This window comes from Bacillus sp. ABA4_010, assembly GCF_056159105.1.
In genome coordinates, this window is sequence record NZ_JBSWUN010000003.1 from 832,070 (window position 1) to 850,125 (window position 18,056).

Sequence of the window (18,056 nt, forward strand, 5' to 3'; positions counted from 1 at the left end):
AAGGTCCATTTTTTCTGAACATATTTACTGGAATGGGACTTGTTTATTTCGTAAGGAAAAGAAGAATAGTCCGTTTGACCTGAGCTTATGATAATTGTATAAAAGGCAGTTTAAGACTCAGCGGGTGCTGGGTTTTTCTACTATTACAGGCTTTTTTCCTATTTTAGCCAAGTAACCTATGAGGAGTGAGTAGGTTGGAATATGTAATTGAAATGTTGAACATTCGTAAGGAATTTCCAGGAATTGTGGCGAACGATAATATTACGCTACAAGTAAAAAAAGGTGAAGTCCATGCATTGCTCGGAGAGAACGGTGCTGGAAAGTCGACCTTGATGAACGTATTGTTCGGCCTTTACCAGCCTGAAAAAGGACAAATTAAAGTAAAAGGAAAAGAAGTGAACATTACAGACCCAAATGCGGCCAACCGTTTAGGGATTGGGATGGTGCACCAACATTTTATGTTAGTGCAAAACTTTACCGTGACGGAAAATATTATTTTAGGAAATGAACCGACAAAAGGCGGAAAAATTAGTACGGCAGAAGCGGCTAAAACGATTGAAGAACTGTCCAAGCGCTACGGACTGTCTGTAGATCCGTACGCTAAGATTGAAGACATTTCTGTTGGGATGCAGCAGAGGGTCGAAATTTTGAAAACGTTATATCGAGGAGCGGACATTTTAATTTTTGATGAACCGACCGCGGCCTTAACTCCCCAAGAAATTAGCGAACTGATGGGGATTTTAAAGCGGTTAATCGAAGAAGGAAAGTCCATTATTCTGATTACGCATAAATTAAAAGAAATTATGGCGGTTTGTGATCGGTGTACGGTTATTCGAAAAGGGGTTGGTATCGGCACAGTTAATGTTGCAGAAACGAATCCAGATGAACTAGCTGCTTTAATGGTCGGAAGGGAAGTTCATTTTAAAACCGAGAAGTCAGACGCCAGACCAACTGAAGAGGTTCTTGTCGTTCAAAACTTAGTTGTCGAGGATGCGAGAGGTGTCAAAGCTGTTAATGAATTGAATTTAACTGTTCGAGCGGGAGAAATCGTCGGTATTGCAGGAGTAGACGGAAACGGTCAAACAGAATTAATTGAAGCCATTACAGGATTGAGAAAAGTAAAATCCGGCTCTGTGCAATTAAAGGGAGAAGAGTTAACGACGATGCCGACAAGAAAGATAACCGAGTCAGGGGTTGGTCATATTCCACAAGACCGGCATAAGCATGGACTCGTTCTTGATTATACAATTGGCGAAAATATTGGGCTGCAAACGTATTATCAGCCGCCGTATTCAAGGTCTGGTATTTTAAATTATAGAAAAATATACGAAAAAGCAAAGGCGTTAATTCAAGAGTTTGATGTTCGAACTCCAAGTGAGTATACACCAGCACGTGCTTTATCCGGTGGCAATCAGCAAAAGGCCATCATTGCCCGAGAAGTGGACCGAAGTCCAGATCTTTTAATTGCCGCTCAGCCGACGCGGGGACTTGATGTAGGGGCCATTGAATTTATCCACTCTAAGCTTGTTGAGGAGCGGGATAAAGGAAAGGCGGTACTGCTCGTTTCGTTAGAGTTGGATGAAGTGATGAATTTGAGTGATCGCATTGCCGTTATTTATGAAGGGAAAATTGTTGATATCGTCAATCCGAAAGAAACAAACGAGCAAGAGTTAGGGCTGTTAATGGCCGGGGGAAAGCGTGAGAAAGTTGGTGATATGTCATGAGTAAGTTTTTGCAAAACGAACGGATTGTGAACATTGTCATTCCCGTTTTAGCGGCAGTATTAGGACTAATTGCAGGCGCTATCATTATGCTTTTAGGCGGTTATGACCCTGTTGGGGGATACGGTTCTTTACTTGATGGGATGTTTGGAAGTCCAAGAGCAATCGGCGAAGTCATTCGTGCCATGTCGCCGCTTATTTTAGCAGGGATTGCAGTAGGATTTGCATTTAAAACAGGTTTGTTTAATATCGGGGTAGAAGGACAACTTCTTGTTGGATGGCTTGCTTCGGTTTGGGTCGGCTATGCGCTTGATTTGCCTGCGATTATTCATCTTCCTCTTTCTCTTTTAGCGGCAGCTGTTGCCGGTGCAGTTTGGGGAATGATTCCAGGTTTATTAAAGGCTTATTTAAAGGTTCATGAAGTAATCGTCACCATTATGATGAACTATATTGCGTTATATATAACAAGTGCCATCATTAAAACGTTTTTATATGCAGGTAATGAAAAATCGTACAACATTAAAGAATCAGCTTCTTTAGCTTCGCCGTTTTTAGCATCAATTACGGAAAACTCTCGTTTGCATTATGGAATCATTGTGGCCCTTCTCGCAGCCATGGTTATGTGGTTTATCTTATCGAAAACCGCTAAGGGCTATGAACTCCGTGCGGTTGGTTTTAATCAGCATGCATCTAAATATGCGGGAATGAATGTACCGAAAAATATTGTCTTATCAATGGCCATTTCCGGTGCTTTTGCTGGATTGGCAGGGGCAATGGAAGGGCTTGGAACGTTCCAAAACATGAACAGCCTTTCTGCTTTCACTGGTACCGGCTTTGACGGCATCGCTGTTGCTTTATTAGGTGGAAACAGTGCGGTGGGCATTATCTTGGCAGCGGGACTGTTCGGGGGCTTGAAAACAGCAGCGCCAGAAATGAACTTTATGGCAGATGTTCCGTCTGAGCTGATTGATATCGTCATTGCTTTAATTATCTTTTTCGTCGCATCAAGCTATGTGATTCGCTGGTTCTTCAATCGTTTAGGCAAGGAGGGGAAATAGATGACTTTATTGGATATTTTGGCCATCGTTGTTCAAGCTGCATTGTATTCGGCGGCACCGCTCATTTTTACGGCGCTTGGCGGTGTATTCAGTGAACGCTCCGGTGTTGTCAATATTGGATTAGAAGGGTTAATGCTGTTTGGAGCGTTTACAAGCATTTTAACCACTTTGTTTTTACAAGACACATTAGGTGCTGTTTCTCCTTGGTTGTCCATTCTTGCCGCTGCATTGGCCTGCGCTATTTTCTCGCTCATCCATGCGGTTGCCAGTATTACCTTAAAAGCAGATCAAACGGTCAGCGGTGTGGCCTTAAACTTTTTGGCAGCCGGTTTATCGGTGTTTTTAATTAAGAAAATCTTTGGGAAAGGTCAGACAGACTTTATTGATTTCCGTATTAATAAAGGAGATATTCCGATTTTATCAGACATTCCTGTTATCGGAAAAATCTTTTTCTCATCTGTTCCCATTACATCATACCTCGCCATTTTAGTGGCAATTGTCGTATGGTACATCATTTATAAAACACCATTTGGTTTGCGACTTCGTTCGGTAGGCGAGCATCCAATGGCAGCGGATACGATGGGAATTAATGTGACGAGAATGCGTTACACGGGTGTTATGCTGTCAGGTCTTTTTGCGGGAATCGGTGGAGCGGTATATGCGACATCCATTTCCGGTAACTTTGCTGGCGGTACGATTTCTGGACAAGGTTTCCTCGCTCTTGCGGCTATGATTTTTGGAAAATGGCATCCGCTTGGAGCGCTTGGAGCAGCATTATTCTTTGGCTTGGCGCAATCATTAAGTTTGATTGGTGGACAGATTCCGTTTCTAAAAGATATTCCAACAATCATTTTAACGGTAGCTCCATATGTGCTGACCATTTTAGCGCTTGCTGGATTTGTCGGTCGTGCCGAGGCTCCAAAAGCATTAGGAACACCATACGAAAAAGGAAAACGTTAAAAAAATTCCGCCTTTATTGGCGGAATTTTTTCTTTCAACCTGATTAAAACGTCCTCAGTTTTCTTTGCTTCTTTTTCCTTATGCTCATTTGAAAGTTGAAAATGTTTCCACATGTTCGGTATAGTGTAAGAAAGATTAAAACAGTTCCAACTGATGAAAACTAGACCTATGCTTGTCAGCTTCTCATTATGAAAGGTTTTTTGGAAAAGGAGGTTTCCAGATGAAATTGCTTACGGAACAAAAGCATGAGGTGAACGGTTTAACCGTTCACACAATTCAAACAGCGAAATATAAAACAAATACGTTAATTTTAAAACTGAATGCCCCGCTTGAAGAGGAAACAGTCACGTTAAGGGCGTTATTGCCGTATGTGCTTCAAAGTGCGACTGCTTCTTATCCGTCAACGACAAAGCTTCGAACGTATTTAGATGAGCTATACGGAGCTACTTTGCAGGTGGATTTAATGAAAAAGGGCGAATGGCATGATATGACATTTCGCATTGATGTAGCGAATGAAACATATTTAAAAGATCCGGCTCCTTTATTAAAGGATGCCCTGCAATTATTAGGCGACCTTTTATTAAATCCTGCGCTTGAAAACGGAGTGTTTGTTCAAAGCATTGTCGAGCAGGAAAAACGTGCTTTACGCCAACGTATTCAAGCCGTATTTGATGATAAAATGAGGTATTCCAACTTGCGTCTTGTCGAAGAGATGTGCAAAGAAGAGCCTTATCACCTTCATGTAAATGGACGGGTGGAAGATATCGAAGCCATTACACCTTCTTCCTTGTATGAATACTACAAAAAAGTGCTTGAGGAAGATGCGATCCATCTGTATGTCATTGGCGATATAAAAGAGGAAGAAGTATTACAAAGCGCGAAAAACATCTTTTCTCTTCCTGTAAAAACAACTCGCCAGCATAGTGGTGAACGTCATACAAAACGGATTGGAAACATTAACGAAATCATCGAAAAACAAGATATTAAACAAGGGAAATTAAATATTGGCTACCGAACTCATATCTTGTACGGAGATCCTGAATATTTTGCTCTGCAAGTATTCAACGGGGTCTTTGAGGACTTTTCTCATTCAAAGCTGTTTATTAATGTTCGTGAAAAGGCGAGCCTAGCTTATTATGCAGCATCGCGTGTTGAGAGTCATAAAGGTTTATTAATGGTTATGTCAGGAATTGATGCAAAAAATTATGAACAGGCAATCAAAATTATTAATGAACAAATGGAGGCGATGAAACAAGGTGATTTCACCGAAGAGGAACTAGCTCAAACGAAAGCCGTCATCCATAATCAAATTTTAGAAACCGTAGATACAGCAAGAGGACTTGTTGAAGTGTTATACCATAACGAACTAGCGAATGCATCCATTTCTGTTGAGGAGTATTTGGCGAACATTAAAGCCGTGACAAAAGAAGAAGTGATGAATGCTGCGAAGAAAATAGAGCAAGATACGATTTATTTTTTACGTGGAATGGGCGGTGAAGAGTAATGGAGAAAATTCCGTTTTCCCAATTGAAAGAAGATTTGTATCATGAAAAAATGGCGAATGGCCTTGAAGTATATGTGCTTCCGAAAGCAGAATTTAATAAAACGTATGCTACTTTTACAACGAAATACGGTTCCATTGACAATCAATTTGTGCCGCTAAAGCAAACGGACATGACAAAAGTACCGGATGGTATTGCTCATTTCTTAGAGCATAAGCTGTTTGAGAAAGAAGATGGAGATGTGTTCCAGCAATTCAGTAAACAGGGAGCGTCGGCGAATGCCTTTACGTCTTTTACACGAACAGCGTATTTATTTTCTTGTACATCAAATTTTGAACAAAATTTTGAAACGTTAATTGATTTCGTGCAAGACCCTTATTTTTCTGATCAAACGGTCGAAAAAGAAAAAGGAATTATTGGGCAAGAAATTACAATGTATGATGATAATGCAGACTGGCGTTTATATTTTGGTGTCATTCAAAATATGTACCACCACCATCCTGTGAAAATCGACATTGCAGGCACAATAGACTCGATTGCTTCTATTACAAAGGAACTACTTTATACATGCTACGAAACGTTTTATCACCCGAGCAATATGCTGCTGTTTGTCGTAGGTCCGGTCGATCCAGATCAAGTGATGAACCAAGTACGTGCGAATCAAGAAAAGAAGGGCTATCACGAGCAACCTGAAATTAAGCGTCATTTTGATGAAGAACCGCAAGGAGTAGCGAAAGCGAAGCAAGTCATTCCAATGACGGTCCAGTCTTCTAAATGTCTTGTCGGTGTGAAAGCGAAAAATCCGAAGCGTTTAGGACGTGAGATGCTCGTTCATGAATTGTCGATGAATGTGATGCTCGATCACTTATTTGGCAAAAGTTCTTCTCATTATGAAGCGTTGTACCGTGACGGCTTAATTGATGAAACGTTCTCTTACGACTATACGGAAGAAAGCGGGTTCGGATTTGCTATTATCGGTGGAGATACAGATCAACCAGATGAGCTAGCAGATCGAATTAAACAGACGCTTCTTCAAGCAAAAGACCATCCGATGACAAAGGAAGAACTTGACCGTGTACGAAAGAAAAAAATTGGTGGTTTTCTTCGTTCGTTAAACTCACCAGAATTCATTGCTAATCAATTTACAAGATATGCTTTTAATGATATGGACTTATTTGATGTTGTCGATGTACTGGAAACGTTAACGCCACAAGATATTGAAAACATAGTGGGCGAATTAACGGACGAATCGTATATGACCGTTTGTCAAATTGTTCCGAAATAACAAGTCTATCATGAGAGAGCGTCCCTTTCTGTGCAAAGGGAGCTTTTTCTATTTTTAAAGGAGTGTTCAAGTTGGAAAAATATGCATTAATTGTAGGAGCAAGCGGGGGAATTGGAAGCGCGACAGCTAAAAGACTCGTTCGTGACGGCTATTCCCTTATTTTGCATTACAATAAAGGAGAAGAAGCAGTAAAAAACCTACAAACAGAGCTTGAAGGGTGGAATACGCTAGCGGTTCAAGCTGATTTAACACATCCAGATGGGGTAAAAAGACTATGTGAGCAACTTCCAGTGCGAGTGGAATTAGTTGTTTACATAAGTGGTACTAGTCATATCGGACTTATTACAGACATACAGGATGAACAAGTGCAGGACATGATTCAGCTTCATGTGACAAGTCCGTTTCAGCTTGCAAGGGAAATGTTGCCTTCCATGATTCAGGAAAAAAGAGGAAGTATCATCGTGATTTCGTCCATCTGGGGATTAACGGGTGCATCGTGTGAAGTGTTGTATTCGATGGCAAAAGGAGCTCAGAACATATTTGTGAAAGCGTTGGCTAAAGAAGTGGCACCAAGCGGCATCCGAGTGAACGGAGTAGCTCCAGGAGCTGTGAGCACAAGGATGATGGAGGAATTTACCGACGAAGATAAAGCGCTTATTGCCGAGGACATTCCAATGGGCCGGCTTGGAACAAGTGAGGAGATTGCCGATGCAGTGGCATTTTTAGCGTCTCCTCAAGCTTCGTACATCACCGGTCAAATTCTTTCAGTCAATGGCGGTTGGTATACATAAAAAGAGAATCCCTGTACATACTAGAATATGAACAAACGTAAAGGAGGGGTTTTCATGTCTGTACTAGACAATTGGGATTCTTGGAAAGACTTTTTAGCAGATCGTTTGCATCATGCACAAAACGAAGGAATGGGCAATGAAGTAGTCAATAACCTTGCCTATCAAATTGGTGGCTATTTAGCTAACCAAGTTGAAGCGAAAAATCCGCAAGAAAAGGTACTCGCTGATCTTTGGAGCGTTGCTTCTGAAGAAGAACAGCATGCCATTGCCAACATGATGGTAAAACTTGTTCAAAATAACGGTACCGTACAATAAGAGAGGATTTGCCTCTCTTTTTCTTTTCTGTTTGTTTAGAGAAGGGCGGAGCAGTTATCCGCCCTTTATTTCAATGAATGTTCGTAAAGTGGGGAACGGTTTGGAGAAACAGAAAGGAAAACCGGCGCCAACTGAAGTTTCACTTTATAAATTATACGAAATCATTTATATTTAATAGTAAGTAAAAAGCTAACAGGGGAAATGGCGGCAAAATAAATTATAATCCGGGGAGAGAGTTTCATGTCAAAGATTGAGTGGTATTTGGAATATCAAATTCAAAAAAACCGCCCTGGTTTACTGGGGGATGTTTCTTCCTTATTGGGGATGTTATCTATTAATATTGTAACGATTAACGGGGTAGATGATCAACGTCGTGGTTTACTGCTTCGTTGCGATTCGCATGAGCAAATCGAAAGACTTGAATCTATCTTAAAGACAATGGATAATATAACTGTCACAAAATTGAGAGAACCTAAGTTGCGTGATCGTTTAGCAGTACGGCATGGGCGTTACATACAACGAGACGCGGATGACAAAAAAACATTCCGCTTTGTTCGGGATGAACTAGGGTTGCTAGTCGATTTTATGGCAGAACTCTTCAAACAAGAAGGACATAAGCTAATTGGAATTCGAGGGATGCCCCGTGTCGGCAAAACTGAATCGATCGTTGCAGCCAGTGTTTGTGCTAATAAGCGCTGGTTATTTGTGTCCTCGACCTTGCTCAAGCAAACCATTCGCAGTCAGCTCATTGCGGACGAGTATAACGAGAATAACATTTTTATTATGGACGGAATTGTATCAACAAGGAGAGCCAATGAAAAGCATTGGCAATTAGTTCGGGAGATTATGCGTGTTCCCGCTACTAAAATTATTGAGCATCCAGATATATTCGTTCAAAACTCTGAATACTCTATCGACGACTTTGACTATATTATTGAACTGCGGAACAACGATGACGAGGAAATTACATATGAAGCGGTTGAAGGTCCATCCATGTTTTCAGACGGCGGTTTCTCGATGTTTGATTTTTAACATAATTGGAAGGTGTTATCATTGACAGAATTAGGGAAAAGACTGAGGGAAGCTCGAGAACAGCAAAATATGTCGCTGGAGGATTTGCAAAAACTAACGAAAATCCAGAAACGTTATTTAGTCGGCATTGAAGAAGGCAACTATGACTTAATGCCAGGAAAATTTTATGTACGTGCATTTATTAAGCAATATTGTGAAGCGGTAGGATTAAATCCGGAAGAAATTTTTGAAGAATACAAGTCAGATATTCCCGTGACACAATCAGAAGAGCTTCCGGAACAATTATCACGTGTTCGTACACGGAAAGAAACACCTGTACAGGATTCTAAAGTGTTTGATGCTCTTCCGAAAATTTTATTGACTATTGGAGCGATCGGAATTGCAGTTCTGATTTGGGTGTTCCTCCAAAACAGAGAAATGGCAAGTAACGAAAACGTTTCACCAGAAACGACGACGGAGGTTGAACAATCCGAGAATGTACCGCCGGCAACAGAGGAGCCAGCAGAGGAAGAAACGGATAAAGAACAACCTGTAGATTCTGAAGAGGAAACAGAGACAGAAGAGGAAGCTGAAACAGAAGATACAACAGAAGAAACAAGTGACCAAGAAGTAGTGGAAGTGCAAAAAAATGGTAAATCCGCTGTCCTTGAACTGCAAAATGCAGACGAATTTCAAGTGGAGCTCACGGCAACAGGTCAAACATGGATTGGTGTGAATAATGGAAAAGGCAATTCCTTTTATCAAGGGATGATGAATTCGGGCGAAACGAAGACATTCGATTTTACGAAGGAAACAGAAATCCGCTTTAATATCGGTGATACACGATATGCAGAGTTAAAAGTGAATGGACAGGTAATCCCGTACCCATCCGATCCGAGTGAACAAGTCCAGCAAATTGTGACGATTCAATATTCATCGTCGGATGCAGAGGAACCGGCTGAATAAAAGTAGCTTGCCGCTGTTAACCAAATTTAAACAGGAATTCCATTCCTAGGCGGCTTAATAAGGGTGTGTCTTATTGAGCCGTTCTATTTCATACATTTCATACTGCCTAATGCGACATTGGAGGAGTCATAGTGAATTTACCTAATAAAATTACGATTTCAAGAATTTGTTTAATTCCCTTATTTTTAGTTATTATTTTAGCTCCTTTTTCATGGGGAAATTGGACAATCGGTCAAGTATCCATCCCGGTTACGGATTTAATAGGGGCACTTATTTTTATCATTGCGTCTACAACGGATTGGGTTGACGGGTACTATGCGCGAAAATATAACATGGTAACAAATTTGGGGAAATTTTTAGACCCGCTGGCGGATAAATTGCTCGTATCTGCTGCTCTTATTGCGCTTGTAGAGCTTGAATTAGCGCCTGCATGGGCTGCTATTGTCATTATCAGCCGCGAGTTTGCGGTCACTGGTTTGCGGTTAGTATTGGCAGGCGGAGGAGAAGTGGTCGCTGCCAATATGCTTGGAAAAATTAAGACATGGGCACAAATTGTGGCCATTTCAGCATTGTTGCTACATAATTTACCATTTGAACTCATATCCTTCCCGTTTGCAACAATTGCTTTATGGATTGCGGTTATTTTTACGGTTGTATCCGGTTGGGATTATTTCGCGAAAAACAAAAGTGTGTTTGTCAATTCTAAATAAAAAGCGAGATGAAAAACATGAATGCGGAGATTATTGCGGTTGGATCAGAATTGCTGCTTGGGCAAATCGCCAATACAAATGCCCAGTTTCTTTCAAAGCAGCTCGCTGAAATTGGGGTTAATGTTTTTTATCATACGGTAGTAGGCGATAATGCCGAACGATTAAAGCAAAGTATTAAAACAGCTCAAACTCGGGCCGATCTTATTATTTTCACTGGGGGACTCGGACCGACAAAAGATGATTTAACAAAAGAGACCATTGCTTCGATGCTTGAGAAACAGCTTGTGATTCACCAGGAAGCACTTGACAGCATTGAAGAGTACTTTCGGAAAGTAAATAAAGTGATGACGCCGAATAATCGGAAGCAGGCACTTGTATTGGAGGGGGCGACGGTTTTATTCAACCATCATGGCATGGCCCCCGGTATGGCCCTTAAAATAGAGGACACCCATTATATACTATTGCCTGGACCACCTAAAGAAATGCAGCCGATGTTCCAGACGTTTGGACGGGATTATCTAGTGAAACAGCTAGGGAAAGCGGAGCGAATTGAATCGCGTGTATTACGTTTTTTTGGCATTGGAGAATCCCAGCTGGAGACGGAGATTGAAGACTTACTTGACGAACAAACCAATCCGACCATTGCACCGCTTGCAGGAGACGGAGAAGTCACGTTACGTTTGACAGCAAAGCATTCATCCGAACACGAAGCGACTCTGATGCTTGACGACGTTGAGCGGAAGATTCAGGAGCGAGTGAGCGAATTTTTCTATGGGTATGACGAAACATCTCTTTATGAAGAAGTGATGGCTCGTTTAAAAGAAAAAGAGCTGACAATTGCGAGTGCAGAAAGTTTAACGGGCGGCTTGTTCAGCGAACGTCTAGTCTCCTTGTCTGGTGCAGGGGACGTTGTCCAAGGTGGGATTGTTTGCTATCAAGATGAAGTAAAGCAGCACCTTCTTGGTGTATCTGCTCATACGCTTCAAAAGCACGGAGCAGTCAGTCAACAATGCGCAAAAGAAATGGCTGAAAATGTTCGCAAACTTTGTCAAGCTGATATTGGGATAAGCTTTACAGGTGTAGCGGGGCCAAAGGTGCAGGAAGGTAAGGAAGTTGGAACAGTGTTTATGGGTGTGGCAATTAAAAATAACCCAACAGAAGTGTACCACCTTCAGCTTTCCGGAGGGCGCCAATCCATTCGAACACGTGCAGTTAAATACGGATGCTACTACTTACTCCGATTGTTGAAAGCATAATTTAACATTGAACAGACCGACCATTAAAAGCCCTCTTAAATCAAATTTAAGGGGGTTTTTAATTGGAAGAAAGCTTTTTTAGTTCTTGGTGAAACTAGGTAATCAGGTAGATTTTTTATAAAACAACGCTTTCTCTGATTGTTATTTCTTTTTAGAAGGAATTTTTTTCTGTATAAAGAAAAACGAACATTCATTCGTTTTTTGCTTGGCAAACGACTAAAAAAAATGTATAGTATTAATAGAAAGCTGCTAGTAAGTTTTACGAAACAAATTTAGTCTGTTTCGATTTAATAATATAGAATTAGGGAAAGAAACTTGTTGAATGCAAGTTTATGGATATAAAGGAGGAAAATACGTGAACGATCGTCAAGCCGCATTAGATATGGCATTGAAACAAATCGAAAAACAATTTGGTAAAGGTTCCGTCATGAAGCTTGGGGAACAAACAGAACGAAAAATTTCCACTGTTCCAAGTGGATCATTAGCTCTTGATGTTGCGTTAGGAGTAGGCGGATACCCACGTGGGCGTATCGTTGAAATTTACGGACCGGAAAGCTCTGGTAAAACGACATTTGCGCTTCACGCGATTGCGGAAGTACAACAAAATGGTGGAACAGCGGCATTCATTGATGCAGAGCACGCTCTTGACCCGGTATATGCTCAAAAACTTGGTGTCAACATTGATGAATTGCTCCTTTCACAGCCGGATACGGGAGAGCAGGCATTAGAGATTGCCGAAGCTCTTGTACGAAGCGGTGCCGTTGATATTATTGTTATTGACTCTGTTGCGGCTCTTGTCCCGAAAGCGGAGATTGAAGGAGAGATGGGGGATGCTCACGTTGGTTTACAAGCGCGTCTCATGTCACAGGCTCTTCGTAAACTATCAGGTGCCATCAACAAGTCGAAAACGATTGCTGTATTCATCAACCAAATTCGTGAAAAAGTAGGAGTTATGTTTGGAAATCAACTCGTAGTTGCTTAATCAAGATGATTAAGGAGTTTACACTGGGTTTCCCTTGCTAGTGATAGTAAGTTAAAAAAACCTTGTGAACCCTAGTGCCTAGGGGTGTGGCTGCAAAGCTGCTAACGGTGAAGCCCTCCATCAATGGGTAATACCGTGCCAAGCCTTATATAAATATAGGGAAGGTGTAGAGACTACCGAAAAGAGCTTAGAAAGCTAACTGAGTAGGGTACGGCAGAAGATAGGCTGCTGCTGGAAGTGCAAGGCTCTCTATTTTAGAGATGAAGAGATAGTCCGTGCTATAGAAATGGTAAATCTATAGATAGTGCCAGAAACAACTCCAGGTGGACGTGCGTTGAAGTTCTATTCAACGGTCCGTTTAGAAGTGCGTCGTGCTGAGCAATTGAAGCAAGGTAATGACATTGTCGGAAACAAAACGAAAGTAAAAGTCGTGAAAAATAAAGTAGCTCCTCCATTTCGTACAGCAGAAGTTGATATTATGTATGGTGAAGGTGTTTCTAAAGAGGGCGAAATTTTGGACATGGCGTCTGAATTGGATATTGTACAAAAGAGCGGTTCTTGGTACTCATATAATGAGGAACGTTTAGGCCAAGGGCGTGAAAATGCAAAGCAATTCTTGAAGGAAAACCCTGATGTTCGCCTTGAAATTGCTCTGCAAATCCGTGAACACTATGGTCTTGATGAAGCATCAGAAGTTCCTGTGTCAGCAGATGCGGATGATCAAGATGGATTTGATATTTAAAAAGAAGGAGAAGGCACACAGTTCGTGTGTCTTTTTTTGTATAAATTCCCATTAATTTCATAGGGGATTTTAGTATAAAGTCGGTGAAATCCGCATTTTTCAAGGCATACACGGTACGACAGGCTTGACAATAAAATTCGCCGCCTTTACAATTAAATTGTATATTTTCCATTTTTCAAGTATTGAACACTGTAAAAAGCCTTTGTGTGTATGTTGAAACATGAAACAATATACATGCCGACAATTTTGAAAGTTACTAACTAGTTCATAGCAAGAGGAGGTGATATGATGGAACCTACAACTATCATCTTCATTTTGCTTGCCATGATCGTCGGTGCAGTTGTTGGCTTTTTTGTTCGCAAGTCGATTGCTGAAGCGAAAATAGCGGGTGCTAAGTCCGTTGCTGAGCAAATCATTGATGAAGCGAACCGTGAGGCAGACGCCCTAAAGAAAGAAGCCCTGCTTGAAGCGAAAGATGAAATTCATACTATTCGTACAGAGGCGGAACAAGATATTCGTGATCGCAGAATTGAACTTCAAAAACAAGAAAATCGATTAATGCAAAAAGAAGAGAATCTTGACCGTAAGGATGAATCTTTAGATAAGCGAGAAGCGATGTTAGAGAAGAAAGACGATTCTCTCGCTAGTAGACAACAGCAGATTGAAGAGATGGAAAGCAAAGTGGAAGAGATGGTGCGTAACCAACAAACGGAGTTGGAGCGTATTTCAAGTTTAACACGAGAGGATGCACGTCAAATAATTATTGAGCGTGTCGAAAATGAACTTTCACATGAGCTTGCTCTAATGGTAAAAGAAACAGAAAACCGTGCAAAAGAAGAAGCGGATAAGAAGGCGAAAGAGATTCTTTCTCTTGCTATTCAGCGCTGTGCAGCAGATCATGTTGCCGAAACGACAGTATCGGTTGTTAACTTACCAAATGATGAAATGAAAGGCCGGATTATCGGTCGTGAAGGACGAAATATCCGTACACTTGAAACATTGACAGGTATTGATTTAATTATTGACGATACACCGGAAGCAGTTATTCTTTCCGGATTTGATCCTATTCGTCGTGAGACAGCAAGAATCGCTCTAGATAAACTTGTTCAAGATGGACGTATTCACCCTGCCCGCATTGAGGAAATGGTGGAGAAATCACGTCGTGAAGTGGACGAGTATATCCGTGAAGTGGGTGAACAAACAACATTTGAAGTTGGTGTTCACGGTCTCCATCCGGATTTAATTAAAATTTTGGGCCGCTTGAAGTTCAGAACAAGCTACGGTCAAAATGTATTGAAGCACTCAATGGAAGTTTCTTTCTTGGCAGGCCTAATGGCAGCCGAGCTAGGAGAAGACGAAGTGCTTGCAAGACGTGCAGGTTTGCTGCATGATATCGGAAAAGCAATCGATCATGAAGTAGAAGGAAGCCATGTAGAGATTGGTGTAGAATTAGCTACGAAGTATAAGGAACATCCAGTAGTCATTAATTCGATTGCTTCACATCATGGCGATACAGAGCCGACATCGATTATTGCTGTTCTTGTAGCGGCTGCAGATGCTTTATCAGCAGCGCGTCCTGGTGCTCGCAGTGAAACGCTCGAAAACTACATTCGTCGTCTTGAAAAGCTGGAAGAAATTTCAGAATCATACGAAGGTGTTGAGAAATCATTTGCGATTCAAGCAGGACGAGAAGTGCGCATTATGGTAAAACCGGATTCAATTGATGACTTACAAGCACATCGATTAGCACGGGACATCCGCAAGCGCATTGAAGAAGAGCTTGACTATCCTGGTCACATTAAAGTCACTGTGATTCGGGAGACGAGAGCCGTTGAATATGCTAAATAATGCCGTTTTGCTTTCTCAGTATTCCTGTTTGGCAAAATGAGAACGAAGAGAGGTTGGGAGCGCCGTCATCACGTGTCCCCAATCTCTCTTTCTTTTCGACTGTGGATGAGTGCGATGTGGTACACTAAGAGCACACAGTGAATTAGATTACATAAAGGGGCTTTATAATGAGAATTCTTTTTGTTGGAGATGTAGTAGGTTCTCCAGGTCGAGAAATGATTGAAACATATTTACCGAAGCTAAAACAAAAATATTTACCGTCGATGACGATTGTAAATGGTGAAAATGCGGCGAGCGGAAAAGGAATTACGGAAAAGATTTACCGCCGTTTTCTTGAGTTAGGCGCTAATGTTGTAACGCTCGGTAATCATGCATGGGATAAGAAAGATATTTTTGAATTTATTGATGATGCTAAACAGCTCGTTCGTCCTGCCAATTTTCCGGAGGGAACACCTGGGACTGGAATCGTTTATTTTACGTGTGATAAACAAGAGGTAGCTGTCATTAATCTTCAAGGCCGTACCTTTATGCCACCTCTTGATTGCCCGTTTACGAAAGCAGACGAATTAATAAAGGAAGCGAAAAAGCGTGCGTCCATCATTTTTGTCGATTTTCATGCAGAAGCTACAAGCGAAAAGCAAGCGCTCGGATGGTATTTAGACGGAAGAGTAACAGCTGTAGTTGGAACACACACACATGTCCAAACGGCTGATAATCGAATTTTGCCAAATGGAACGGCTTATATTACAGATGTGGGAATGACGGGTCCGTATGATGGAATTTTAGGAGTAGATCGTGATGCCGTTATTAAACGCTTTTTAACAAGCCTTCCCGTTCGATTTGAAGTGACGGAAGGGCGTACCCAGCTTAGTGCGGTCGTTGTAGATATTGACAAAAAGACCGGAAAAGCTAAAAAAATTGATCGCATTTTAATTAATGACGATGTTCCTTTTTTTGAATAAGCAATAGAGTGTGAAACTTTTTAATATGAAAGAAGTCTAGTAAAAGTATTTTTCTGCTTTTGCTAGACTTCTTTTTTTGTTGGAGAGCTGTTGACGGGATGATCAGTGCGAGAAATAGAGGTTATTTCTCAGAAGGATAGAACTATTTTGTCCAATTGATCAGATTATACGTTGTAAAAAGGTGATTTTGCTGAATTTTTGAAAAAAAAGGAAGGTCAAGCAGGAATACGTTTAGAATATCGTGAATATAGTATCAGTGAAATCAGTTATCCCATTGTTCTAATGAACACTCAGCATACATTGTAAAGATGAAGGAGGAGCTCAGAATGGAAATATTAAAAGTTTCAGCAAAATCTAACCCAAATTCTGTGGCTGGTGCACTTGCAGGGGTATTACGTGAAAGAGGGGCAGCAGAAATTCAAGCAATTGGAGCAGGGGCATTAAATCAAGCGGTAAAAGCTGTCGCCATCGCCAGAGGGTTTGTAGCGCCGAGCGGTGTTGATTTAATCTGTATTCCGGCATTTACGGATATTCAAATAGATGGGGAAGAAAGAACAGCCATTAAGCTTATTGTAGAACCGCGATAACCGAAAAGTGGTAAGTCGGGCCGAGATAAATGTTTTGTGGCCGTAATCTAGTGAAGTATTATAGTTGCTATTGTATCTGTATCTGTCGAATCCATTACGAAAATGGTTGTTTGTCTGTTTCATATGAAATGGTTCTTTTATAAAAACAAAGTATTCCTGTTTTTGGAATGTTCCATTTGGCTGAGGCTGTTTGAAAAAGGGAAATGTTCCTTTTTCAAACAGCCTCATGCCGTTTTATGTACGTTTCCCTCGGTTTTTAACTTTGAACGAAAGTGAGGGAACAACTAGATAGCGCTTATGAGAAAGGAGAGAGGTACATGAAAATTTTTGATGCGCATTGCGATGTCTTAATGAAATTATGGATGAACCCCACTCTTCGTTTTGAACAAGATGACCGCTTACATGTGACAGCAGAAGCGCTAAAGAACACGAAGGGAAAAGTTCAGCTGTTTGCTCTTTACGTTCCAGAAAGCGTACCGTATGAGCAGCGTTTTGATGTTGTACTTGAGATGGTTCAATTGTTTTACAGCCGCATCATCGCACTTCCGGACATGAAGCATGTTCGAACAAAAGGCGATATCGACCAGCTTAAAGAAGGAGAAATCGGTGCGATGCTGACACTGGAAGGGTGTGATGCTATTGGGCTGAATGTGGCCCGATTGCAAACATTATTTCACCTTGGGGTGTCTTCTGTCGGTTTAACATGGAATTATGCTAATGCGGTAGCGGATGGGATTTTAGAAGAAAGGGGAGCAGGACTTTCTTCTTTTGGAAAGCGACTAGTGGAGCTAAACAATGAAAAAAAAGTATGGACAGATGTATCTCATTTGTCTGTTAAAGGTTTTTGGGATGTGATGGAGAAAGCCCAATACCCTATTGCATCACATTCAAATGCCTATACCTTATGCCCACATCCGCGAAATTTAAAAGATGAGCAAATTAAAGCACTAATAAATCGAAACGGCGTGATGGGCATCACTTTTGTACCACACTTTTTAACAGAGCGGGACGAAGCGGTCGTGGAGGATGTAGTGCGCCACATTGAGCATGTATGTGCACTAGGAGGAGAACGGCATGTTGGATTGGGGTCTGATTTTGATGGAATTGATGAGACACCAATCGGTTTACGTACATATAAAGGATACGATTTGCTTGTAAATAAACTGTTGCAGTATTATTCTGCGGAGCAAGTGGATAACCTTCTTTTTCAAAATTTCTACCGCAATATACCTGAATAATATAAATATTCAAATTTTTTCTAACAAATGATTGGAAAGTGTTGCAATTTCATATCGATAGGTCTAGAATGGTAAGCGATTAGTACCGCTCCAAACAAAAGGTGAATTTAATAGACTAGATG

General features: G+C 41.1%; 15 protein-coding genes and 2 pseudogenes. All 17 read left to right on the forward strand.

The window, feature by feature from the left end:
• Positions 1-194: 194 nt before the first annotated feature.
• Positions 195-1,724 carry an ABC transporter ATP-binding protein gene (locus tag ACXAEO_RS05395; protein WP_474878868.1) on the forward strand — a complete coding sequence of 510 codons (1,530 nt, stop codon included), beginning with the start codon at positions 195-197 and terminating at the stop codon, positions 1,722-1,724.
• Complete coding sequence (locus tag ACXAEO_RS05400; RefSeq protein WP_474878870.1) at positions 1,721-2,779, forward strand: ABC transporter permease; 1,059 nt, start codon at positions 1,721-1,723, stop codon at positions 2,777-2,779. Before ACXAEO_RS05395 ends, ACXAEO_RS05400 begins: the two co-directional genes overlap by 4 nt.
• Entirely contained in the window at positions 2,780-3,739 is a 960-nt protein-coding gene (locus ACXAEO_RS05405; RefSeq protein WP_474878873.1) for an ABC transporter permease, read from the forward strand. It abuts the gene before it with no gap.
• Positions 3,740-3,965: 226 nt separating this feature from the next.
• Positions 3,966-5,243 (forward strand): EF-P 5-aminopentanol modification-associated protein YfmF, encoded by a 1,278-nt coding sequence (gene yfmF / locus ACXAEO_RS05410; protein ID WP_474883983.1) that lies wholly within the window; start codon positions 3,966-3,968, stop codon positions 5,241-5,243.
• On the forward strand, positions 5,243-6,526 hold the full coding sequence (gene yfmH, locus ACXAEO_RS05415) for an EF-P 5-aminopentanol modification-associated protein YfmH (RefSeq protein ID WP_474878875.1): 1,284 nt from the start codon (positions 5,243-5,245) through the stop codon (positions 6,524-6,526). The genes yfmF and yfmH overlap by 1 nt, the downstream gene beginning before the upstream one ends.
• Before the next feature lie 71 nt (positions 6,527-6,597).
• On the forward strand, positions 6,598-7,317 hold the full coding sequence (gene ymfI, locus ACXAEO_RS05420; RefSeq protein ID WP_474878878.1) for an elongation factor P 5-aminopentanone reductase: 720 nt from the start codon (positions 6,598-6,600) through the stop codon (positions 7,315-7,317).
• A gap of 54 nt (positions 7,318-7,371) precedes the next feature.
• A complete protein-coding gene (locus ACXAEO_RS05425) occupies positions 7,372-7,632 on the forward strand; it encodes a DUF3243 family protein (protein ID WP_474878879.1) in 261 nt (86 codons plus the stop codon).
• A gap of 240 nt (positions 7,633-7,872) precedes the next feature.
• A complete protein-coding gene (locus ACXAEO_RS05430; protein WP_474878881.1) occupies positions 7,873-8,664 on the forward strand; it encodes a DUF3388 domain-containing protein in 792 nt (263 codons plus the stop codon).
• A gap of 12 nt (positions 8,665-8,676) precedes the next feature.
• Positions 8,677-9,609 carry a helix-turn-helix domain-containing protein gene (locus tag ACXAEO_RS05435; protein ID WP_474878884.1) on the forward strand — a complete coding sequence of 311 codons (933 nt, stop codon included), beginning with the start codon at positions 8,677-8,679 and terminating at the stop codon, positions 9,607-9,609.
• Between the two features lie 128 nt (positions 9,610-9,737).
• Positions 9,738-10,319 carry a CDP-diacylglycerol--glycerol-3-phosphate 3-phosphatidyltransferase gene (gene pgsA, locus ACXAEO_RS05440; RefSeq protein ID WP_474883985.1) on the forward strand — a complete coding sequence of 194 codons (582 nt, stop codon included), beginning with the start codon at positions 9,738-9,740 and terminating at the stop codon, positions 10,317-10,319.
• Positions 10,320-10,336: 17 nt separating this feature from the next.
• On the forward strand, positions 10,337-11,575 hold the full coding sequence (locus tag ACXAEO_RS05445) for a competence/damage-inducible protein A (protein ID WP_474878886.1): 1,239 nt from the start codon (positions 10,337-10,339) through the stop codon (positions 11,573-11,575).
• A 355-nt stretch (positions 11,576-11,930) separates the two neighbouring features.
• Positions 11,931-12,539: pseudogene (gene recA / locus ACXAEO_RS05450) on the forward strand (recombinase RecA); the annotation flags it as partial.
• Between the two features lie 325 nt (positions 12,540-12,864).
• Positions 12,865-13,299, forward strand: a pseudogene (locus ACXAEO_RS05455) (recombinase RecA family protein); the annotation flags it as partial.
• A 288-nt stretch (positions 13,300-13,587) separates the two neighbouring features.
• Positions 13,588-15,147 carry a ribonuclease Y gene (rny, locus tag ACXAEO_RS05460; protein WP_474883986.1) on the forward strand — a complete coding sequence of 520 codons (1,560 nt, stop codon included), beginning with the start codon at positions 13,588-13,590 and terminating at the stop codon, positions 15,145-15,147.
• A gap of 167 nt (positions 15,148-15,314) precedes the next feature.
• Positions 15,315-16,109, forward strand: a complete 795-nt coding sequence (locus tag ACXAEO_RS05465; RefSeq protein ID WP_474878888.1) for a TIGR00282 family metallophosphoesterase — start codon at positions 15,315-15,317, stop codon at positions 16,107-16,109.
• Between the two features lie 326 nt (positions 16,110-16,435).
• Positions 16,436-16,696 (forward strand): stage V sporulation protein SpoVS, encoded by a 261-nt coding sequence (gene spoVS, locus ACXAEO_RS05470; RefSeq protein ID WP_003181955.1) that lies wholly within the window; start codon positions 16,436-16,438, stop codon positions 16,694-16,696.
• Positions 16,697-17,013: 317 nt separating this feature from the next.
• Positions 17,014-17,934 (forward strand): dipeptidase, encoded by a 921-nt coding sequence (locus ACXAEO_RS05475; RefSeq protein ID WP_474878890.1) that lies wholly within the window; start codon positions 17,014-17,016, stop codon positions 17,932-17,934.
• Positions 17,935-18,056: the final 122 nt, after the last annotated feature.